The 14,517-nt window shown below is 55.5% G+C and carries 14 protein-coding genes; 3 read left to right on the top strand and 11 right to left on the bottom strand.

Annotated features, from left to right (window positions below; genetic code table 11):
* A complete protein-coding gene (eamA, locus tag JTA15_RS06445; protein WP_020884160.1) occupies positions 1–900 on the bottom strand; it encodes an O-acetylserine/cysteine exporter in 900 nt (299 codons plus the stop codon).
* A gap of 247 nt (positions 901–1,147) precedes the next feature.
* Here eamA and ydeE point away from each other — a divergent pair, with 247 nt between their 5' ends.
* Positions 1,148–2,341: an efflux MFS transporter YdeE gene (gene ydeE / locus JTA15_RS06440; RefSeq protein WP_059305981.1), complete on the top strand. Its 1,194-nt coding sequence runs from the start codon at positions 1,148–1,150 to the stop codon at positions 2,339–2,341.
* A gap of 48 nt (positions 2,342–2,389) precedes the next feature.
* On the opposite strand, the gene zinT is transcribed toward ydeE, so the two are convergent.
* From zinT to JTA15_RS06400, 8 genes are all read right to left on the bottom strand, one after another.
* The gene (zinT, locus tag JTA15_RS06435) at positions 2,390–3,028 is read right to left on the bottom strand and encodes a metal-binding protein ZinT (RefSeq protein ID WP_025204211.1); all 639 of its coding nucleotides are present in this window, start codon (positions 3,026–3,028) and stop codon (positions 2,390–2,392) included.
* Between the two features lie 52 nt (positions 3,029–3,080).
* A complete protein-coding gene (urtE, locus tag JTA15_RS06430; protein WP_219372992.1) occupies positions 3,081–3,779 on the bottom strand; it encodes an urea ABC transporter ATP-binding subunit UrtE in 699 nt (232 codons plus the stop codon).
* A 9-nt stretch (positions 3,780–3,788) separates the two neighbouring features.
* Positions 3,789–4,586, bottom strand: a complete 798-nt coding sequence (gene urtD, locus JTA15_RS06425) for an urea ABC transporter ATP-binding protein UrtD (RefSeq protein ID WP_014170037.1) — start codon at positions 4,584–4,586, stop codon at positions 3,789–3,791.
* Positions 4,586–5,659, bottom strand: coding sequence for an urea ABC transporter permease subunit UrtC (gene urtC / locus JTA15_RS06420; RefSeq protein ID WP_193162110.1), 1,074 nt, complete (start codon positions 5,657–5,659; stop codon positions 4,586–4,588). The genes urtD and urtC overlap by 1 nt, the downstream gene beginning before the upstream one ends.
* Positions 5,659–7,233: an urea ABC transporter permease subunit UrtB gene (gene urtB / locus JTA15_RS06415; RefSeq protein ID WP_219372991.1), complete on the bottom strand. Its 1,575-nt coding sequence runs from the start codon at positions 7,231–7,233 to the stop codon at positions 5,659–5,661. The genes urtC and urtB overlap by 1 nt, the downstream gene beginning before the upstream one ends.
* Before the next feature lie 24 nt (positions 7,234–7,257).
* A complete protein-coding gene (urtA, locus tag JTA15_RS06410; RefSeq protein WP_020884166.1) occupies positions 7,258–8,529 on the bottom strand; it encodes an urea ABC transporter substrate-binding protein in 1,272 nt (423 codons plus the stop codon).
* A gap of 203 nt (positions 8,530–8,732) precedes the next feature.
* Positions 8,733–9,836 (bottom strand): cobalamin-independent methionine synthase II family protein, encoded by a 1,104-nt coding sequence (locus JTA15_RS06405; RefSeq protein ID WP_040017460.1) that lies wholly within the window; start codon positions 9,834–9,836, stop codon positions 8,733–8,735.
* Positions 9,837–9,992: 156 nt separating this feature from the next.
* On the bottom strand, positions 9,993–10,406 hold the full coding sequence (locus JTA15_RS06400) for a rhodanese-like domain-containing protein (protein WP_025204217.1): 414 nt from the start codon (positions 10,404–10,406) through the stop codon (positions 9,993–9,995).
* A gap of 73 nt (positions 10,407–10,479) precedes the next feature.
* On the opposite strand from JTA15_RS06400, the gene ftrA reads away from it, so the two are divergent.
* Positions 10,480–11,481, top strand: a complete 1,002-nt coding sequence (gene ftrA, locus JTA15_RS06395; RefSeq protein ID WP_032670382.1) for a transcriptional regulator FtrA — start codon at positions 10,480–10,482, stop codon at positions 11,479–11,481.
* Between the two features lie 158 nt (positions 11,482–11,639).
* On the opposite strand, the gene JTA15_RS06390 is transcribed toward ftrA, so the two are convergent.
* Entirely contained in the window at positions 11,640–12,002 is a 363-nt protein-coding gene (locus tag JTA15_RS06390; RefSeq protein WP_020884170.1) for a hypothetical protein, read from the bottom strand.
* 242 nt (positions 12,003–12,244) lie between these two features.
* Between JTA15_RS06390 and JTA15_RS06385 the strand changes: the two genes are divergently transcribed.
* Positions 12,245–12,475 (top strand): DUF2554 family protein, encoded by a 231-nt coding sequence (locus tag JTA15_RS06385; RefSeq protein ID WP_219373235.1) that lies wholly within the window; start codon positions 12,245–12,247, stop codon positions 12,473–12,475.
* Here JTA15_RS06385 and JTA15_RS06380 read toward each other — a convergent pair whose 3' ends face one another.
* A complete protein-coding gene (locus tag JTA15_RS06380; RefSeq protein ID WP_219372990.1) occupies positions 12,476–14,440 on the bottom strand; it encodes a U32 family peptidase in 1,965 nt (654 codons plus the stop codon).
* Positions 14,441–14,517 lie beyond the last annotated feature (77 nt).

Below are 14,517 nucleotides of genomic sequence, written 5' to 3'. Positions count from 1 at the left end.
CTATCCTCTTGCCCGCGTTACCCGACGCACGCGCAAACCAAACACGTTGATGTACAGCCCGGCCATGATCAGCACGGCCCCCAGCAGCTGCAGCGCACTCAGCTTTTCATCGAGCAACAGCGCGGCGCTGGCCAACCCTACCACCGGAACCAGCAGGGATAACGGCGCCACGCGCCAGGTTTCGTAGCGACCCAGCAGCGATCCCCAGATCCCGTAACCAATAATGGTGGCCACAAACGCCAGGTAGATCAGCGATAAAATGGTGGTGAGATCGATTTCCACCAGGCTTTTCAGCATCACGTCCGGCCCATCAAAAATGAGCGCCGCAACCATAAACGGAACAATGGGGATCAAGGCGCTCCAGACCACCAGCGACATCACCTTCGGGCGCGCCTCATGCTGCATAATCAGCTTGTTGAAGATATTCCCGCAGGCCCAGCTCAGCCCCGCCGCCAGCGTTAACATAAAGCCCAGTAACGCCACGTGCTGCCCGTTCAGGCTGGCTTCTATCAGCACCAGCACGCCGAACACCGCAAGGGTGATCCCCGCCAGCTGTTTACCCTGCAGACGCTCGCCAAAGACAAACGCCCCGAGAATAATGGTAAAGAACGCCTGAGCCTGTAACACCAGAGAAGCCAGACCGGCGGGCATCCCGAACTTAATGGCGCAGAACAGAAACGCGAACTGGCCAAAGCTGATGGTCAGGCCGTATCCCAGTAAGAGTCTGAACGGAATTTTCGGGCGCGCGACAAAGAAGAGCGCCGGGAAGGCCACCAGCAGAAAACGCAAACCGGCCAGCATGAGTGGGGGCATGTTATGCAACCCAAGCTTGATGACCACAAAATTCAGACCCCATACGATGACCACCAGCAACGCCAGCAGCCCGTCTTTTCGCGTCATACTCTGCCCCTGAATGATTAAATTTTTGTAAACACTTCAAGGTAACGAAAAAAACATGCCACGAGAAGATCATTATTTCTGGCAGTCAACTGAAGCACTTACGGATAAATTAGGTGCTATACAAGCCCCTTATGTCGTGATACTCCTGATATATACCTAAAATAATACACGTTGCAGGATGGCGGCGAGCAAGCGCGGCCAGAATCTCTGCGGCTCAAAAAAACAAACGCAATTGTCAGGCAGGAATATGAAACCATCACTCAGGCGCTCAACCGCAGCGCTGCTGGCGTCGTCGTTATTATTAACCATTGGTCGTGGGGCAACGCTGCCGTTTATGACCATCTATCTCACGCGCGTATTTAATATGAGCGTTGAGAATATTGGTTATGCCCTGACCATTGCGCTTACCGTCGGTGTGGTATTCAGTATGGGGTTTGGCATCCTCGCCGATAAGTTTGATAAAAAGCGCTACATGCTGATTTCAATCGTCGCCTTTATTGCCGGGTTTGTTGCCATCCCGCTGGTGGATAACGTCACGCTGGTGGTGCTCTTCTTTTCCCTGATTAACTGCGCCTATTCGGTATTTTCAACGGTGCTGAAGGCCTGGTTTGCCGATGTGCTGACCTCGAGCCAAAAAGCGCGCGTTTTCTCACTAAACTATAGCTTCCTGAACATTGGCTGGACGATCGGGCCGCCGGTGGGCACCTTACTGGTGATGTACAGCCTGCAGCTGCCGTTCTGGCTGGCCGCTTTTTGTGCCGCACTGCCGCTCGGTTTTATCCATTTCTTCGTGCAAAAAAGCGTTGCGCTCGATGCCACCGAAGAGAAAATGCCGTGGCAACCGTCAGTACTGCTTAAAGACCGCGCGCTCTTCTGGTACACCCTTTCCGGCCTGCTGGCGTCGTATGTGGGCGGGTCATTCGCCAGCTGTATTTCGCAGTACGTGCTGGCTGCGAATGCCGACAGCAACTTTGCGCAAAACGTGGTCGCTGTGGTGCTGCCGGTGAATGCTGCGGTGGTCGTCACCCTGCAATACGTTATCGGTCGCAAGATCTCCGCCAGCAATATACGTCCGCTGATGACGGCGGGAACACTCTTCTTCGTCCTGGGTCTGGGCGGTTTTATGCTCTCCGGGGAAAACCTGGTCTACTGGGGCATTGCGGCAGCGGTGTTTACGCTGGGTGAGATTATCTATGCACCGGGCGAATATATGCTGATCGACAATATTGCCCCGCCGGGTATGAAAGCGAGTTACTTCTCTGCCCAGGCGCTGGGCTGGCTTGGGGCGGCGGCAAACCCGATGATCACCGGTATTATCCTTACCAACCTGCCGCACTGGTCATTGTTTGCGATCATGATGGTTGCCATCGTGATTGCCTGGCTGATGATTTTGCGTGGGATGAGCGTGAAGGCGTGGTGCGAAATGCCGAAAGTGGCTTAAGTCCTCAACGCCGGGCGGCATGACGCCCACCCGGCATCGGGCAGGCCATTAATGGTGCAGCATCTCGTCGACCACCTGCTGTTTGTACATTTCGTTCGGGTAGTACGTCGGCCAGTTATCCATCTCTTTTAGCAGCGCCTCGTGGGAGGTGTTGCCCATAAAGATATGAAAATGGGAAGAGGCTTTTGGGGCGATGGTATGGTCGCTGAACTGGACAAACTTCGGCGCCTTGCTGTCCGGATCTTTACACTCGAACAGATAGCGAACCCCTTTCTTACCTGATGCATAAGTCAGGATCTTATAGCCGCTGTAATCATACTGGCAGCGACCGATGGCCTTACCTTTGTGGAATTCCATCACGTTGTTTTCGATGCCGATAGCCTCAACGTCCGTCGCATACCCTGTGCGATAGTAAGCTTTCACCTCGTCGAAGGATTTTTTATCCTTCTGCGCTTTTTGTTTAAAAACCGGATCCAGCGCGCCATCGAGCAAAAACGGATAGACGGATTGCCATGTCCCATCCCAGTCAGACAGCTTTCTGTCTTTGACGTCTTTATCCTCAAAGACGCCGTTCGCCGCCTTCTGTTCCGCTTCCGTCATCTGATGACCATGCGAATGGGCAAACAGCTGACCGCTTACCAGCAGCGCCCCCAGAGTCATTGCAAATTTGCCAATATGTGCAGCCAAAACAAACTCCTCACTCCGTTTTATAAGAATGAGGATGTTATAATATAACATTTCAAATCGCAACCAGTCCGCGAACGCCCTCTTGTTCCATTGTATCGCCCCGTCCACGCTGAATGATGGTCCCGCGCGACATCAGCAGATAGCTGTCGGCAAGCTCAGCGGCGAAATCGTAAAACTGCTCTACGAGCAGGATTGCCATATCCCCTCTGTCCGCCAGCTTGCGGATAACCAGGCCTATCTCTTTGATCACCGACGGCTGAATACCTTCCGTGGGTTCATCGAGGATTAACAGCTGTGGCCGGCTCGCCAGGGCGCGACCAATCGCCAGCTGTTGCTGCTGACCGCCGGAGAGATCGCCTCCACGACGATGCTTCATCTCTTTAAGCACCGGGAACAACTGCCAGATATCCTCCGGGACGCGCTTTGCGTCGCGGGCGGGGAAGCGTGACAGCCCGAGCAACAGATTCTCCTCGACCGTTAAGCGTGGAAAAATCTCACGCCCCTGCGGAACATAGGCCACACCCGACTGCACGCGCTGGTGCGGTTTGCTGTGGGTGATTTTTTTTCCCTGCCAGATAATGTCTCCTGTTTTTACCGGGATCAGGCCCATCAGACACTTGAGCAGCGTGGTTTTCCCCACCCCGTTGCGGCCCAGCAGGCAGGTCACTTCACCGGCCGCCGCTTCAAAACTGACCCCGCGCAGAATATGACTGCCGCCGTAATACTGATTCAGTTCGTTCACCTGTAACATGACGGCTCCTTAGCGTCCCAGATAGACTTCTATGACCTGCTCATTGGCCTGCACCTGGCGAAGTGACCCCTCCGCCAGCACGCGTCCCTGGTGCAGCACCGTCACGTGATCGGCAATGGTTTCGACAAAGCCCATATCGTGCTCGACTACCATCAGGGAGTGTTTGCCCGCAAGGGTTCTGAACAGCTCAGCCGTATAGTCGGTCTCCGCGTCGGTCATTCCGGCCGCCGGTTCATCCAGCAACAGCAGATGCGGGTCCTGCACCAGCAGCATGCCAATCTCCAGAAACTGCTTTTGCCCGTGCGAAAGCAGCCCGGCGCGGCGATTGCGCTCACCGCCAAGCCGCAGCAAGAGCAGCATCTCGTCAATACGGTCCCGCTGCTCGCCGTTGAGTCTGGCCCGCAGGCTCGCCCAGACGGACTTGTCAGTTTTCATCGCAATCTCAAGATTTTCCCACACCGTGAGCGCTTCAAAGACCGTGGGCTTCTGGAACTTACGTCCGATGCCCTGGCGGGCAATCTCGGCGGGTTCGAGCGCCGTCAGGTCGATGGACTGATCGTACAGCGCTCTGCCGCTTTTAGGCCGCGTTTTGCCGGTAATCACGTCCATTAATGTCGTTTTTCCCGCACCGTTGGGGCCAATCACGCAACGCAATTCACCCACGCCAATGTTCAGTGAGAGGTCCGTCAGCGCCTGAAAACCATCGAAATTCACGTTGATGGCTTCAAGCTGCAGTACCGGATCGGTCTGGTCGCGATAGCGATCCCCGGGTAACTGGCGGGTAAATAATCCTTCGGCTGGCTGCATTAGTGTTCTCCCTTACGAAACAGACCGTAGACACCGCGCGGTAAAAACAGCGTCACGGCGATGAAAATCAGCCCCAGAAACAGCTGCCAGTATTCCGGCAGGGCGACGGTAAAGATGCTCTTCGCACCGTTCACCAGCGCCGCGCCTATTACCGGGCCGACCAGCGTGCCGCGCCCCCCCAGCGCAACCCAGATGGCCGCTTCAATTGAGTTGGTTGGCGACATTTCACCCGGGTTGATAATGCCCACCTGCGGCACATACAGTGCACCGGCCAGACCGCAGAGTACGGCTGAAAGTGTCCACACCAGCAGCTTGAAACCACGGGGATCGTACCCGCAAAACGTCAGGCGGTTTTCGGCGTCACGCACTGCGGTCAGAATGCGACCGAACTTACTTTTCGCCAGCGCGAAGCCTGTGCCCAGCGCTACCAACAACAGCATCACGGTAGCCAGAAACAGCGCAATACGGGTGGTGGTCGCGGTAACGGAAAACCCGAGCAGCGTGGTAAAACCGGTAAAGCCGTTATTCCCGCCAAAGCCGGTTTCATTGCGAAAGAACAGCAACATCCCCGCGTACGTCAGCGCCTGGGTCATGATCGAAAAATAGACCCCTTTGATTTTTGAGCGAAAGGCAAACCAGCCAAACACCAGCGCCAGCAGTCCTGGTACCATCACAATTAATACCAGAGCCCAGACAAAGTGCTGCGTCCCCCACCAGAACCATGGCAGTTCGCTCCAGGAGAGAAACGACATAAACGCGGGCAGCCCGTCACCCGCCGCCTGGCGCATCAGGTACATGCCCATCGCATAGCCGCCCAGCGCGAAGAAGATACCGTGCCCCAGGGAGAGCATTCCGGCATAGCCCCACACCAGATCGAGCGCCACGGCGACAATGGCATAGCAGAGGATCTTACCCGTGAGCGTGAGCATCCAGGTCGAGATCGCCAGCGGATGCGTTGCGGGCAGTAAGGCGAAAAACGGTAAAACCAGCAGGCAGGCCACGATCAGGCTACCGGCTATCTGCGTCGTGCGTGGCGCTTTGCGCGCCAGCGTTAAGGTAAGCGGCTGGCTCATCAGTCAGTAACCCTCCCTTTCAGTGCGAATAACCCCTGCGGACGTTTCTGAATAAACAGAATAATCGCCACCAGGATCAGGATCTTGCCCAATACCGCCCCCATTTGCGGTTCGAGAATTTTATTAAAGATCCCCAGCCCAAACGCCGCGGCCACGCTACCTGCCAGTTGACCCACCCCGCCAAGCACCACCACGAGGAACGAGTCGATGATGTAACCCTGGCCCAGTTCTGGCCCAACGTTGCCTAACTGCGATAACGCCACGCCCCCCAGACCCGCAATCCCCGAGCCAAGCCCAAAGGCCAGCATATCGACGCGACCTGTCGGTACCCCGCAGCAGGCTGCCATGCTGCGATTTTGCGTCACTGCGCGCACGTTCAGTCCAAGACGGGTTTTGTTCAGAATGAGCCACGTGAAGAACAGCACCAGCAGCACAAAACCCAGTACCACAATGCGGTTCCACGGCAGCGTCAGATTGGCAAACACCTGCACGCCACCGGACAGCCATGCCGGGTTTGCCACCTCCAGGTTCTGGGCGCCAAACGTCATGCGTACCAGCTGAATAATCATCAGGCTGATACCCCATGTCGCCAGCAGCGTTTCCAGCGGTCGGCCATACAAATGACGAATAACGGTACGCTCGAGCACCATCCCGATGCTGGCGGTCACAATAAACGCCACCGGCAGCGCAACGATCGGGTAGAGCGCCAGCCACTGTGGGGCGAGCCCGGCCATCACCTGCTGAACCATCCAGGTGGCGTACGCGCCCAGCATCAGCATCTCCCCGTGGGCCATGTTAATCACCCCCAGCAGGCCGTAGGTAATTGCCAGCCCCAGCGCGGCGAGCAACAGTACCGACCCCAGCGAGAGTCCCATAAACGCCTGCCCAAGCAGATCGCCCCACATCAGGCGATGCTCAATCAGTTTCAGACTTTCGGCAGCGGCAGCACGCACGCCGGCATCCGGCTCCGATCCTGCCTGCGTATACGGCATCAGCCGGGACTGAACGTCCGGATCGTCTGATTGCCCTAACAGCGCCACAGCGTTCAGGCGTACCGCAGCCTGCGGACTTGCCAGCTGGAGGTTCGCCAGCGCCAGCTTCAGCGACTGACGGGCCACATCATCCGTTTCGCTGCTCACCCGTTTTTGCAGGAAATCGAGCATTTCAGGCTGCGCATCCCGCTGGAGTTGACGAGCTGCCGCACGCCTTGCCGTGACACTGTCACTCACAAGTTGATGGGTTGCCATTGCCGTCGCCACCAGATTGCGCAGCCGGTTGGTCAGACGCACGGCTTTGGTTTGGCCTGCTGCGGCTTTTGTTTCACCCAGGGGAACCATTGCCCCCTGGCGTTGTGCAAACGCATGTTTCTGGCTGTCGGTGTAGAGATTTTCACTCTGCAGCGCCTGGAGCAGCGGCAACCGTGCCGCCTCCGGCGCGGTTGCCCACTGCGTCAACAGTTCTGCCTGCTGGCTGCGACTGGCGGCCACGAATTGGTCGGCATCCGATGCCTGCACCATCCCTGGCAGCAGTCCGGTAAGCCACACAATAGCGATGATCGTGCGTATGGCGTTCATGACTTTTCTCCCTGCGGTGATAACTTAGTTGCTGGCGGTTTTCATCGGCTGATCGGGCTTTTTGTCATTACCGGCAATGAAGGGACTCCACGGCTGAGCACGCACCGGCTGTTCCGTCTGCCAGACCACATTAAACTGGCCGTTACCTTCAATTTCGCCAATCATGACCGGCTTATGCAGATGGTGGTTGGTGGCATCCATGGTGAGCGTAAAGCCTGAAGGGGCCTTGAAGGACTGACCGGCCATTGCCGCCCGAACTTTATCGACGTCGGTGGTACCTGCTTTTTCAACCGCCTGCGCCCACATGTGGATCCCGACGTAGGTGGCTTCCATCGGGTCGTTGGTGACCACGGTGTCGGCGTTCGGCAATTTGTGTGCCCTGGCATACGCTTTGTAATCCGCCACAAACGCCTGGTTGGTCGGGTTATCAACGGACTCAAAGTAGTTCCACGCCGCCAGGTTGCCCACCAGCGGTTTGGTGTCGATCCCGCGCAGCTCCTCTTCTCCCACGGAGAAGGCCACAACCGGAACATCGGTAGCTTTCAGGCCCTGGTTAGCCAGCTCTTTATAGAACGGAACGTTGGAGTCGCCGTTGATGGTGGAAACCACCGCGGTTTTCCCTCCGGCAGAGAATTTTTTGATACTGGAAACGATTGTCTGGTAATCGCTGTGACCAAACGGGGTGTATACCTCTTCAATGTCTTTGTCTTCCACCCCTTTCGAATGCAGGAAAGCACGCAAGATTTTGTTCGTGGTGCGGGGATAAACGTAGTCGGTGCCTAACAGGAAGAAGCGTTTCGCGCTGCCTCCGTCTTCACTCATCAGGTACTCCACCGCCGGGATAGCCTGCTGGTTTGGCGCGGCACCGGTATAGAAGACGTTAGGTGACATCTCTTCACCCTCATACTGCACCGGGTAGAACAGCAGTCCGTTCAGCTCCTCAAACACCGGCAGCACCGATTTACGCGACACCGACGTCCAGCAACCAAATACCACCGCCACTTTGTCCTGGCTCAGCAGCTGGCGCGCTTTTTCGGCAAACAGCGGCCAGTTCGAGGCCGGGTCAACCACTACCGGTTCCAGCTTCTTACCCAGCACGCCCCCTTTGGCGTTGATCTCATCGATGGTCATCAGCGCAACATCTTTAAGCGGGGTTTCGGAAATCGCCATCGTGCCGGAAAGGGAATGCATGATCCCCACCTTGATGGTATCGGCCGCCTGAGCGCCAAAACTCATCCCCATAGCTACGACAGACGCGGACAATGCGAAGGCTTTTAATAAGGTACGACGGTGCATATTTTCACTCCTGAAAAAGAAAGCTGTGCAAAGGCGTCCGTTACGGCGTGGACGCAGAAAATAAAAACGTCAGCTTAGAGAGAGCAAAAAGGATGCCAGGATGGATAAAGCGCTATAACAGGAGAGGTAACGAAGGATGTAAAAAGAACGACTCAGAATGGTACAGCGCTGCACTTTTATAATGCAGCGCTGTGGCGGAAGGTTTACCAGACTTCGCTGGCGATCTGCGTCACCAGGCGGACTTTGTCCCACTGCTGGGTTTCACTCAGGCTGTTGCCCTCTTCGGTAGAGGCAAATCCGCACTGCGGGCTCAGGCAAATCTGCTCTTTAGCCACGTATTTCGCCGCCTCCTCCAGACGCGCCTTCACCCCTTCCGGGTTCTCCAGCTCGCCATTTTTAGTGGTGATAAGACCGAGCACCACCTGCTGCTTGCCCGGGCGAACAAAACGCAGTGGCGCAAAATCACCGCTCCGGTCATTGTCGTACTCAAGGAAAAAGGCATCCACGTTAACCGTCCCGAACAGCACTTCAGCCACCGGCTCATAGCCCCCTTCGGAAATCCAGGTTGAACGGAAGTTGCCGCGACAGACATGCAGCCCGATGGTGAGATCGTCCGGCTTGCCCTCCAGTGCCTTATTCAGAACGCGGGCATATATACGCGCCAGCTCGTCGGCATCGTCACCACGCTCGCGGATCTGACGACGTTGATCGTCCGAACAGAGATAGGCCCAGACGGTGTCATCCAGCTGCAGGTAACGGCAGCCCGCGTCGTAAAACGCCCGGATCGCGTCCCGCCAGGTGGTCGCCAGATCGTCAAAATAGTCCTTCAGATCCGGGTAGACCGTTGCATCAATGTCTTTGCGCCCACCGCGGAAATGCAGCACGCTCGGGCTGGGAATGGTCATCTTCGGCTGAGCATTGCCGCTAATGCTTTTCAGGTAGCGGAAATCCGCCAGCATCGGGTGATCGCCAAAGCCCAGCTTGCCGGTCACGCGCACGCCGTGGGCTTTAGTCTGAACACCGTTGAACTGAATACCCTGCTGAGAATCGTAACGCTCAACACCCTGCAGACCGTCGAAGAAATCAAAGTGCCACCAGGCACGACGAAATTCACCGTCAGTCACCACATGCAACCCACAGGCGCACTGCTGCTCGACAACATGGCGGATCGCCTCATCCTCAACCGCACGTAGCTGCCCGGCATCAATTTCGCCGCTGGCGAATTTCAGGCGAGCCTGTTTGATGGCATCCGGACGTAAAAAGCTGCCGACTACATCGGCGCGGTATGGGGCATGGTGTCGTTGCATGGAAATCTCCTTTATCTGCCGACAATAATTGCCTGCAGTGATAATTCATTATTTGAATCTTTAGACTTCTGGATGTCTAAATGTCCAAAAAAGATGTCATACCTGCCGCCAGCCGGCAAACGAGAAAATTTCACGGGTGTTGAAAAAAATTCATCTTCACAGTGCGGAGAGCGATTCCTGGCTCGCAAACTCAAACTTTTCATCTTCCCAGCCGGTGATCCCGCCGAGCATAATTTTCACCGGCAGCCCCAGACGCGCCAGCTTCAGCGCGGCTCTGTCCGCACCGTTGCAGTGAGGCCCGGCGCAATAGACCACAAACAGCGTGCCGTCAGGCCACTGGGCCATGCGTTCGGCGGTGATCTGACGCCACGGCATATGTAGCGCACCGGGAACGTGACGGCGGGCGAACTGCTGCGGGCTCCCGACGACGTGCAGCAGAACGAAATCCTGTTCGTGATTCGTGATGGCATGATGCACATCGGCGCAATCGGTCTCGACGCTCAGGCGGCGCAGAAAATGGGTAACGGCTTCCTGGGGTTCAGCAGCCGGAAATTCAGTAACATAACTCATGATCCTTCCTCATCTTTGGCGTTTGTGTTAACACTACTCTATCCACAAATTCAGCCCGTGAATGCGCTCGCTTATGCCAGAAAACAGCAAAAAGATGACAAACTTAAGACAGATTTCCCGCCCTCAGGTCATTGTGCTGGCGTATGACGGTTTGTGTACCTTTGAGTTTGGCGTGGCAGTGGAAATCTTTGGTCTGCCGCGTCCGGAGCTGGGAGACGAATGGTATCGTTTTGCCGTGGCGGGCGTAGACAGCGGTGAACTTCGGGCGACCGGCGGGATTCGCCTCATCACCGACGGCGATTTAACCCTGCTTGAGACGGCCGACCTGATCGTTGTGCCTGGCTGGCGAGGACTGGATTCACCGGTTCCGCCCGCGCTCTGCGCGGCATTACGTAAGGCCAATGCGCGGGGATGCCAGCTTTTGTCGATCTGTTCCGGCGTGTTTGTTCTTGCCGCTGCCGGGCTGCTGGATGGGCGTAAAGCCACAACGCACTGGCGCTATATTGAGGCGCTTAAGGCCCGTTACCCGGCCATTGAAGTAGTTGAAGATGTACTTTATCAGGACGACGGCGACATTCTCACCTCGGCGGGCAGCGCGGCAGGCATCGATTTATGTCTGCACGTAGTCCGGCGGGATTATGGGATGGAAATCGCCAACACCGTAGCGCGTCGTCTGGTCATTCCCCCGCACCGGGATGGCTCACAGCCGCAGCAGCTAAGCCGCCCGGTGGCGCAACTGCGCGAAAGTCAGCGTCTCGGTCAGCTGTTTGATTTTCTGCATACCCATCTTGCCGTATCGCACAGCGTTGATTCACTGGCGCGTCGGGTCGGCATGAGTCAACGCACCTTTCTGCGCCGCTTTCAGGATGCGACCGGCACCACGCCCGCGCGCTGGTTGCTCAATGAGCGCCTGCTGAGGGCAAAAGATTATCTGGAAAGCAGTCGCTTAAGTATCGACAGCATCGCGGAGCAGACCGGATTCGGTCAGGCATCGACCCTGCGTCACCATTTTCGGCAGCAGTTCGCCCTTTCACCGGCCCAGTATCGCAAACACTATTCGCGGCCTGCCCGCTAGTGGCCGGATTGCAGACAAAAAAAACCGCCATAATATGGCGGTAAATGCTTGCATGGATAGATTTGTATTTTGGTCTCTACGTCCCGACACTTCATGGCCGGGCAGCGGATCTCTTACAAACTAACATCCATAGTCTCAATGAAAGGTAAACAGCCTGATTAACCCGCTTTGGTATTGATTTGCAAATAACGCATCAGACCCTGCTCCGCGCTCTGTTTTGCATCATCATTGATGGCTTCCAGATAAAACGAACGCGACACACCATACGGTGCTTTTTCAGAGGGATAAACCGCGAACTCGAATGTTTTACCTCTTGCCTGATTGGTGCAGCCTAATTGCCAGCGCTGGTCATCAATTTTGGTGCTATTACAGGCCACGCGTCCGTAATCGCTGGTTAAATATGACCCAACACGCGCTTTCGCGGACTGAATATATTCTGGTTCGTCATTACTAATAGAGTAAATACCTGCACCCGCCCCAACAGCAACCACCAGCAGCGCAAGCGCTATCATTTTTTTCATTTAACAAGACCCATTCCTTAGCCAGAGTTTAACCATTATATAGGATTTATCCTTAAAGCTAGTGGCTAATTACGTACCAGAATTGGCGGTTAACAAACTTGATGCTAATTTTAGGAAAAGTCTCATCACAGCTGTCGCCGCACAGAATTTGACACTCTCTTTGCGCTAATTTTAATTTTTGAATAATTTCCCGACGAAATTATTGGCATGATAGTCCCGCGATGGCATTCAACGGTGAAATAATGATGAGAAAAGGGTTAACGCTGATATTGCTGGTGTGTGGATTATTTTCAGGTCAGCTGATGGCAGGACATAAAGGCCATGAATATGTGTGGGTAAAGAATGTGGAACATCAGCTCCGCCATGAAGCGGATAGCGATGAATTACGCAGCGTTGCCGAAGAGTCTGCGGAAGGTTTGCGCGAACACCACCTGTGGCAGAAATCGCGCAAACCGGACAAGTACTTTCGGTAATTAATTACCCTTACGCTTCGGCAGGGTTTTCATTAAATCGTCCGGGCTCACGGAGGCCACAACGCTACCCGGTGACGGCATTTTGAAAATATGATTTTTCATCTTGCCAATCACATGCATTTCGCACGGACGGCAGTCAAATTTCAGGGTCAGCACTTCGTCGCCATTCACCAGCTGCATCGGTGTTGCCTTCCAGCTTTTAATATTCCCTTTCGCCTGTTTCGGGCAGAGGTTGAAGGCGAAGCGCAGACAGTGCTTGGTGATCATCACCGGCACGTCACCCTTCTCTTCATGCGCTTCATAGGCTGCGTCAATCAGCTGTACGCCGTGACGGTGATAGAATTCACGCGCTTTGTGGTTATAGACGTTCGCCAGGAAGGACAAGTGCGTGTCAGGGTAAACCGGCGCAGGAACGGTTTCGGCCTTGCGGCTGCCGCGTGGATAGTTAGCCAGGCGGGCGGCATCCAGCATTTCTGCCGTCTCGCGGCGGAACTGGTTCAGCAGGCTGTTCGGAACAAACAGGGCATCCGGCAGGTTAACGTCGATATGACGCGCGTAGTAAATGGTCTGCCCCAGCTTCGCCACGCCATCCTTCAGGTTGTTAAGGGCTTTTTCCGCGTTGTTTGCCACCTCGAACAGACCATCAAGCGTGTGCGTTACGCTGATACCGTCTTCACAGGTCATGGTCAGGATCAGCTGCTCTTCCCAGCCGCCCAGTTCAATGTCCACCGCGATACGGCGTTCGCTCGAGGTTTTCAGTAGCGCCTGCTGCCAGTTGTGGTCAAGATTACGGTTCAGTGCCGCGTTAGGGCGCGCTTTGTAGAGATCCGCAGGCATCTCGTTTGGCCATACGCGATAGCGATTTTCACCGGTTTTTTCCACCGTATTCGCACGGAAGCCCACCACTTCACGCTTGATCATCACGTTCAGGCCATCGCCGTTGGCCAGCGGCTCGGTCACTTCCACGTCGAGGTGATCTTTTGCCACTTTCAGCACTTCACCCACCGGTAAACCTATAAACTTCGGTGAATCAAACGCACCGATATCCCCTTTACGGGCATTCACAAAGTAGTCAGTGCTGCCGCGGTGGAAAGTTTTGTCCGTTGACGGAATAAAGAAATGCTCGGTACGACCGGCCGACGCACGCGCCAGGTCACCGCGATCTTCAATGATGGCATCCAGCATCTGACGATAGTGAGCGGTGATGTTCTTCACGTAGCTCATGTCTTTATAACGCCCTTCAATCTTGAAGGAGCGCACGCCGGCGTCAATCAGCGCACCCAGGTTGGCGGTCTGATCGTTATCTTTCATCGAGAGCAGGTGTTTTTCGAACGCCACAACGCGGCCCTGATCGTCTTTCAGGGTATACGGCAGACGACAGGCCTGAGAGCAGTCGCCGCGGTTGGCGCTGCGCCCCGTCTGGGCGTGGGAAATATTGCACTGACCAGAATAGGCGACGCACAGCGCGCCGTGGATAAAGAATTCAATGGTTGCGTCGGTCGCCTGGTGAATATCGCGGATCTGGTTCAGGTTCAGCTCACGCGCCAGCACGATCTGGGAAAAACCCACGTCAGAAAGAAACTTCGCCTTCTCTACCGTGCGGATATCGCACTGGGTACTGGCATGCAGTTCAATGGGGGGAATATCCAGCTCCAGCACGCCCATATCCTGCACAATCAGGGCATCGACGCCGGTCTGGTAGAGATCGGTAATTAAACGTTGCGCAGGCTCCAGCTCATCATCATGCAGAATGGTGTTCAGGGTCACGAACACTTTCGCCCCAAAGCGATGGGCGAACGGCACCAGTTCAGCAATATCGCTCAGGCTGTTGCTGGCGTTATGGCGGGCACCAAAGCCAGGTCCACCAATGTAGACGGCATCAGCACCATGAAGGATCGCTTCACGGGCGATGGTGGCGTCGCGGGCCGGGCTTAAAAGTTCGAGATGATGGGATTGCAGGCGCATACTTCGTCGTTATCCGTTATGGTCAAAATGGCGGCTATTGTAGTCAGAAGTATGCGGCAGCGAAACAGTTTTGCGTC

It is taken from the genome of Enterobacter sp. BIDMC 29, from assembly GCF_019378755.1.
Taxonomy (GTDB): Bacteria; Pseudomonadota; Gammaproteobacteria; order Enterobacterales; family Enterobacteriaceae; genus Enterobacter; species Enterobacter ludwigii.
The sequence above is the reverse complement of the archived record's forward strand: the minus strand, read 5'-3'. Positions and strand labels throughout refer to the sequence as shown.

Excerpts from the sequence above, each read along its gene's own strand:
- eamA (WP_020884160.1), bottom strand. The coding sequence starts at position 900 with ATGACGCGAAAAGACGGGCTGCTGGCGTTGCTGGTGGTCATCGTATGG.
- ydeE (WP_059305981.1), top strand. The coding sequence starts at position 1,148 with ATGAAACCATCACTCAGGCGCTCAACCGCAGCGCTGCTGGCGTCGTCG.
- urtE (WP_219372992.1), bottom strand. The coding sequence starts at position 3,779 with ATGTTACAGGTGAACGAACTGAATCAGTATTACGGCGGCAGTCATATT.
- urtD (WP_014170037.1), bottom strand. The coding sequence starts at position 4,586 with ATGCAGCCAGCCGAAGGATTATTTACCCGCCAGTTACCCGGGGATCGC.
- urtC (WP_193162110.1), bottom strand. The coding sequence starts at position 5,659 with ATGAGCCAGCCGCTTACCTTAACGCTGGCGCGCAAAGCGCCACGCACG.
- urtB (WP_219372991.1), bottom strand. The coding sequence starts at position 7,233 with ATGAACGCCATACGCACGATCATCGCTATTGTGTGGCTTACCGGACTG.
- urtA (WP_020884166.1), bottom strand. The coding sequence starts at position 8,529 with ATGCACCGTCGTACCTTATTAAAAGCCTTCGCATTGTCCGCGTCTGTC.
- JTA15_RS06405 (WP_040017460.1), bottom strand. The coding sequence starts at position 9,836 with ATGCAACGACACCATGCCCCATACCGCGCCGATGTAGTCGGCAGCTTT.
- JTA15_RS06400 (WP_025204217.1), bottom strand. The coding sequence starts at position 10,406 with ATGAGTTATGTTACTGAATTTCCGGCTGCTGAACCCCAGGAAGCCGTT.
- ftrA (WP_032670382.1), top strand. The coding sequence starts at position 10,480 with ATGCCAGAAAACAGCAAAAAGATGACAAACTTAAGACAGATTTCCCGC.
- JTA15_RS06390 (WP_020884170.1), bottom strand. The coding sequence starts at position 12,002 with ATGAAAAAAATGATAGCGCTTGCGCTGCTGGTGGTTGCTGTTGGGGCG.
- JTA15_RS06385 (WP_219373235.1), top strand. The coding sequence starts at position 12,245 with ATGATGAGAAAAGGGTTAACGCTGATATTGCTGGTGTGTGGATTATTT.
- JTA15_RS06380 (WP_219372990.1), bottom strand. The coding sequence starts at position 14,440 with ATGCGCCTGCAATCCCATCATCTCGAACTTTTAAGCCCGGCCCGCGAC.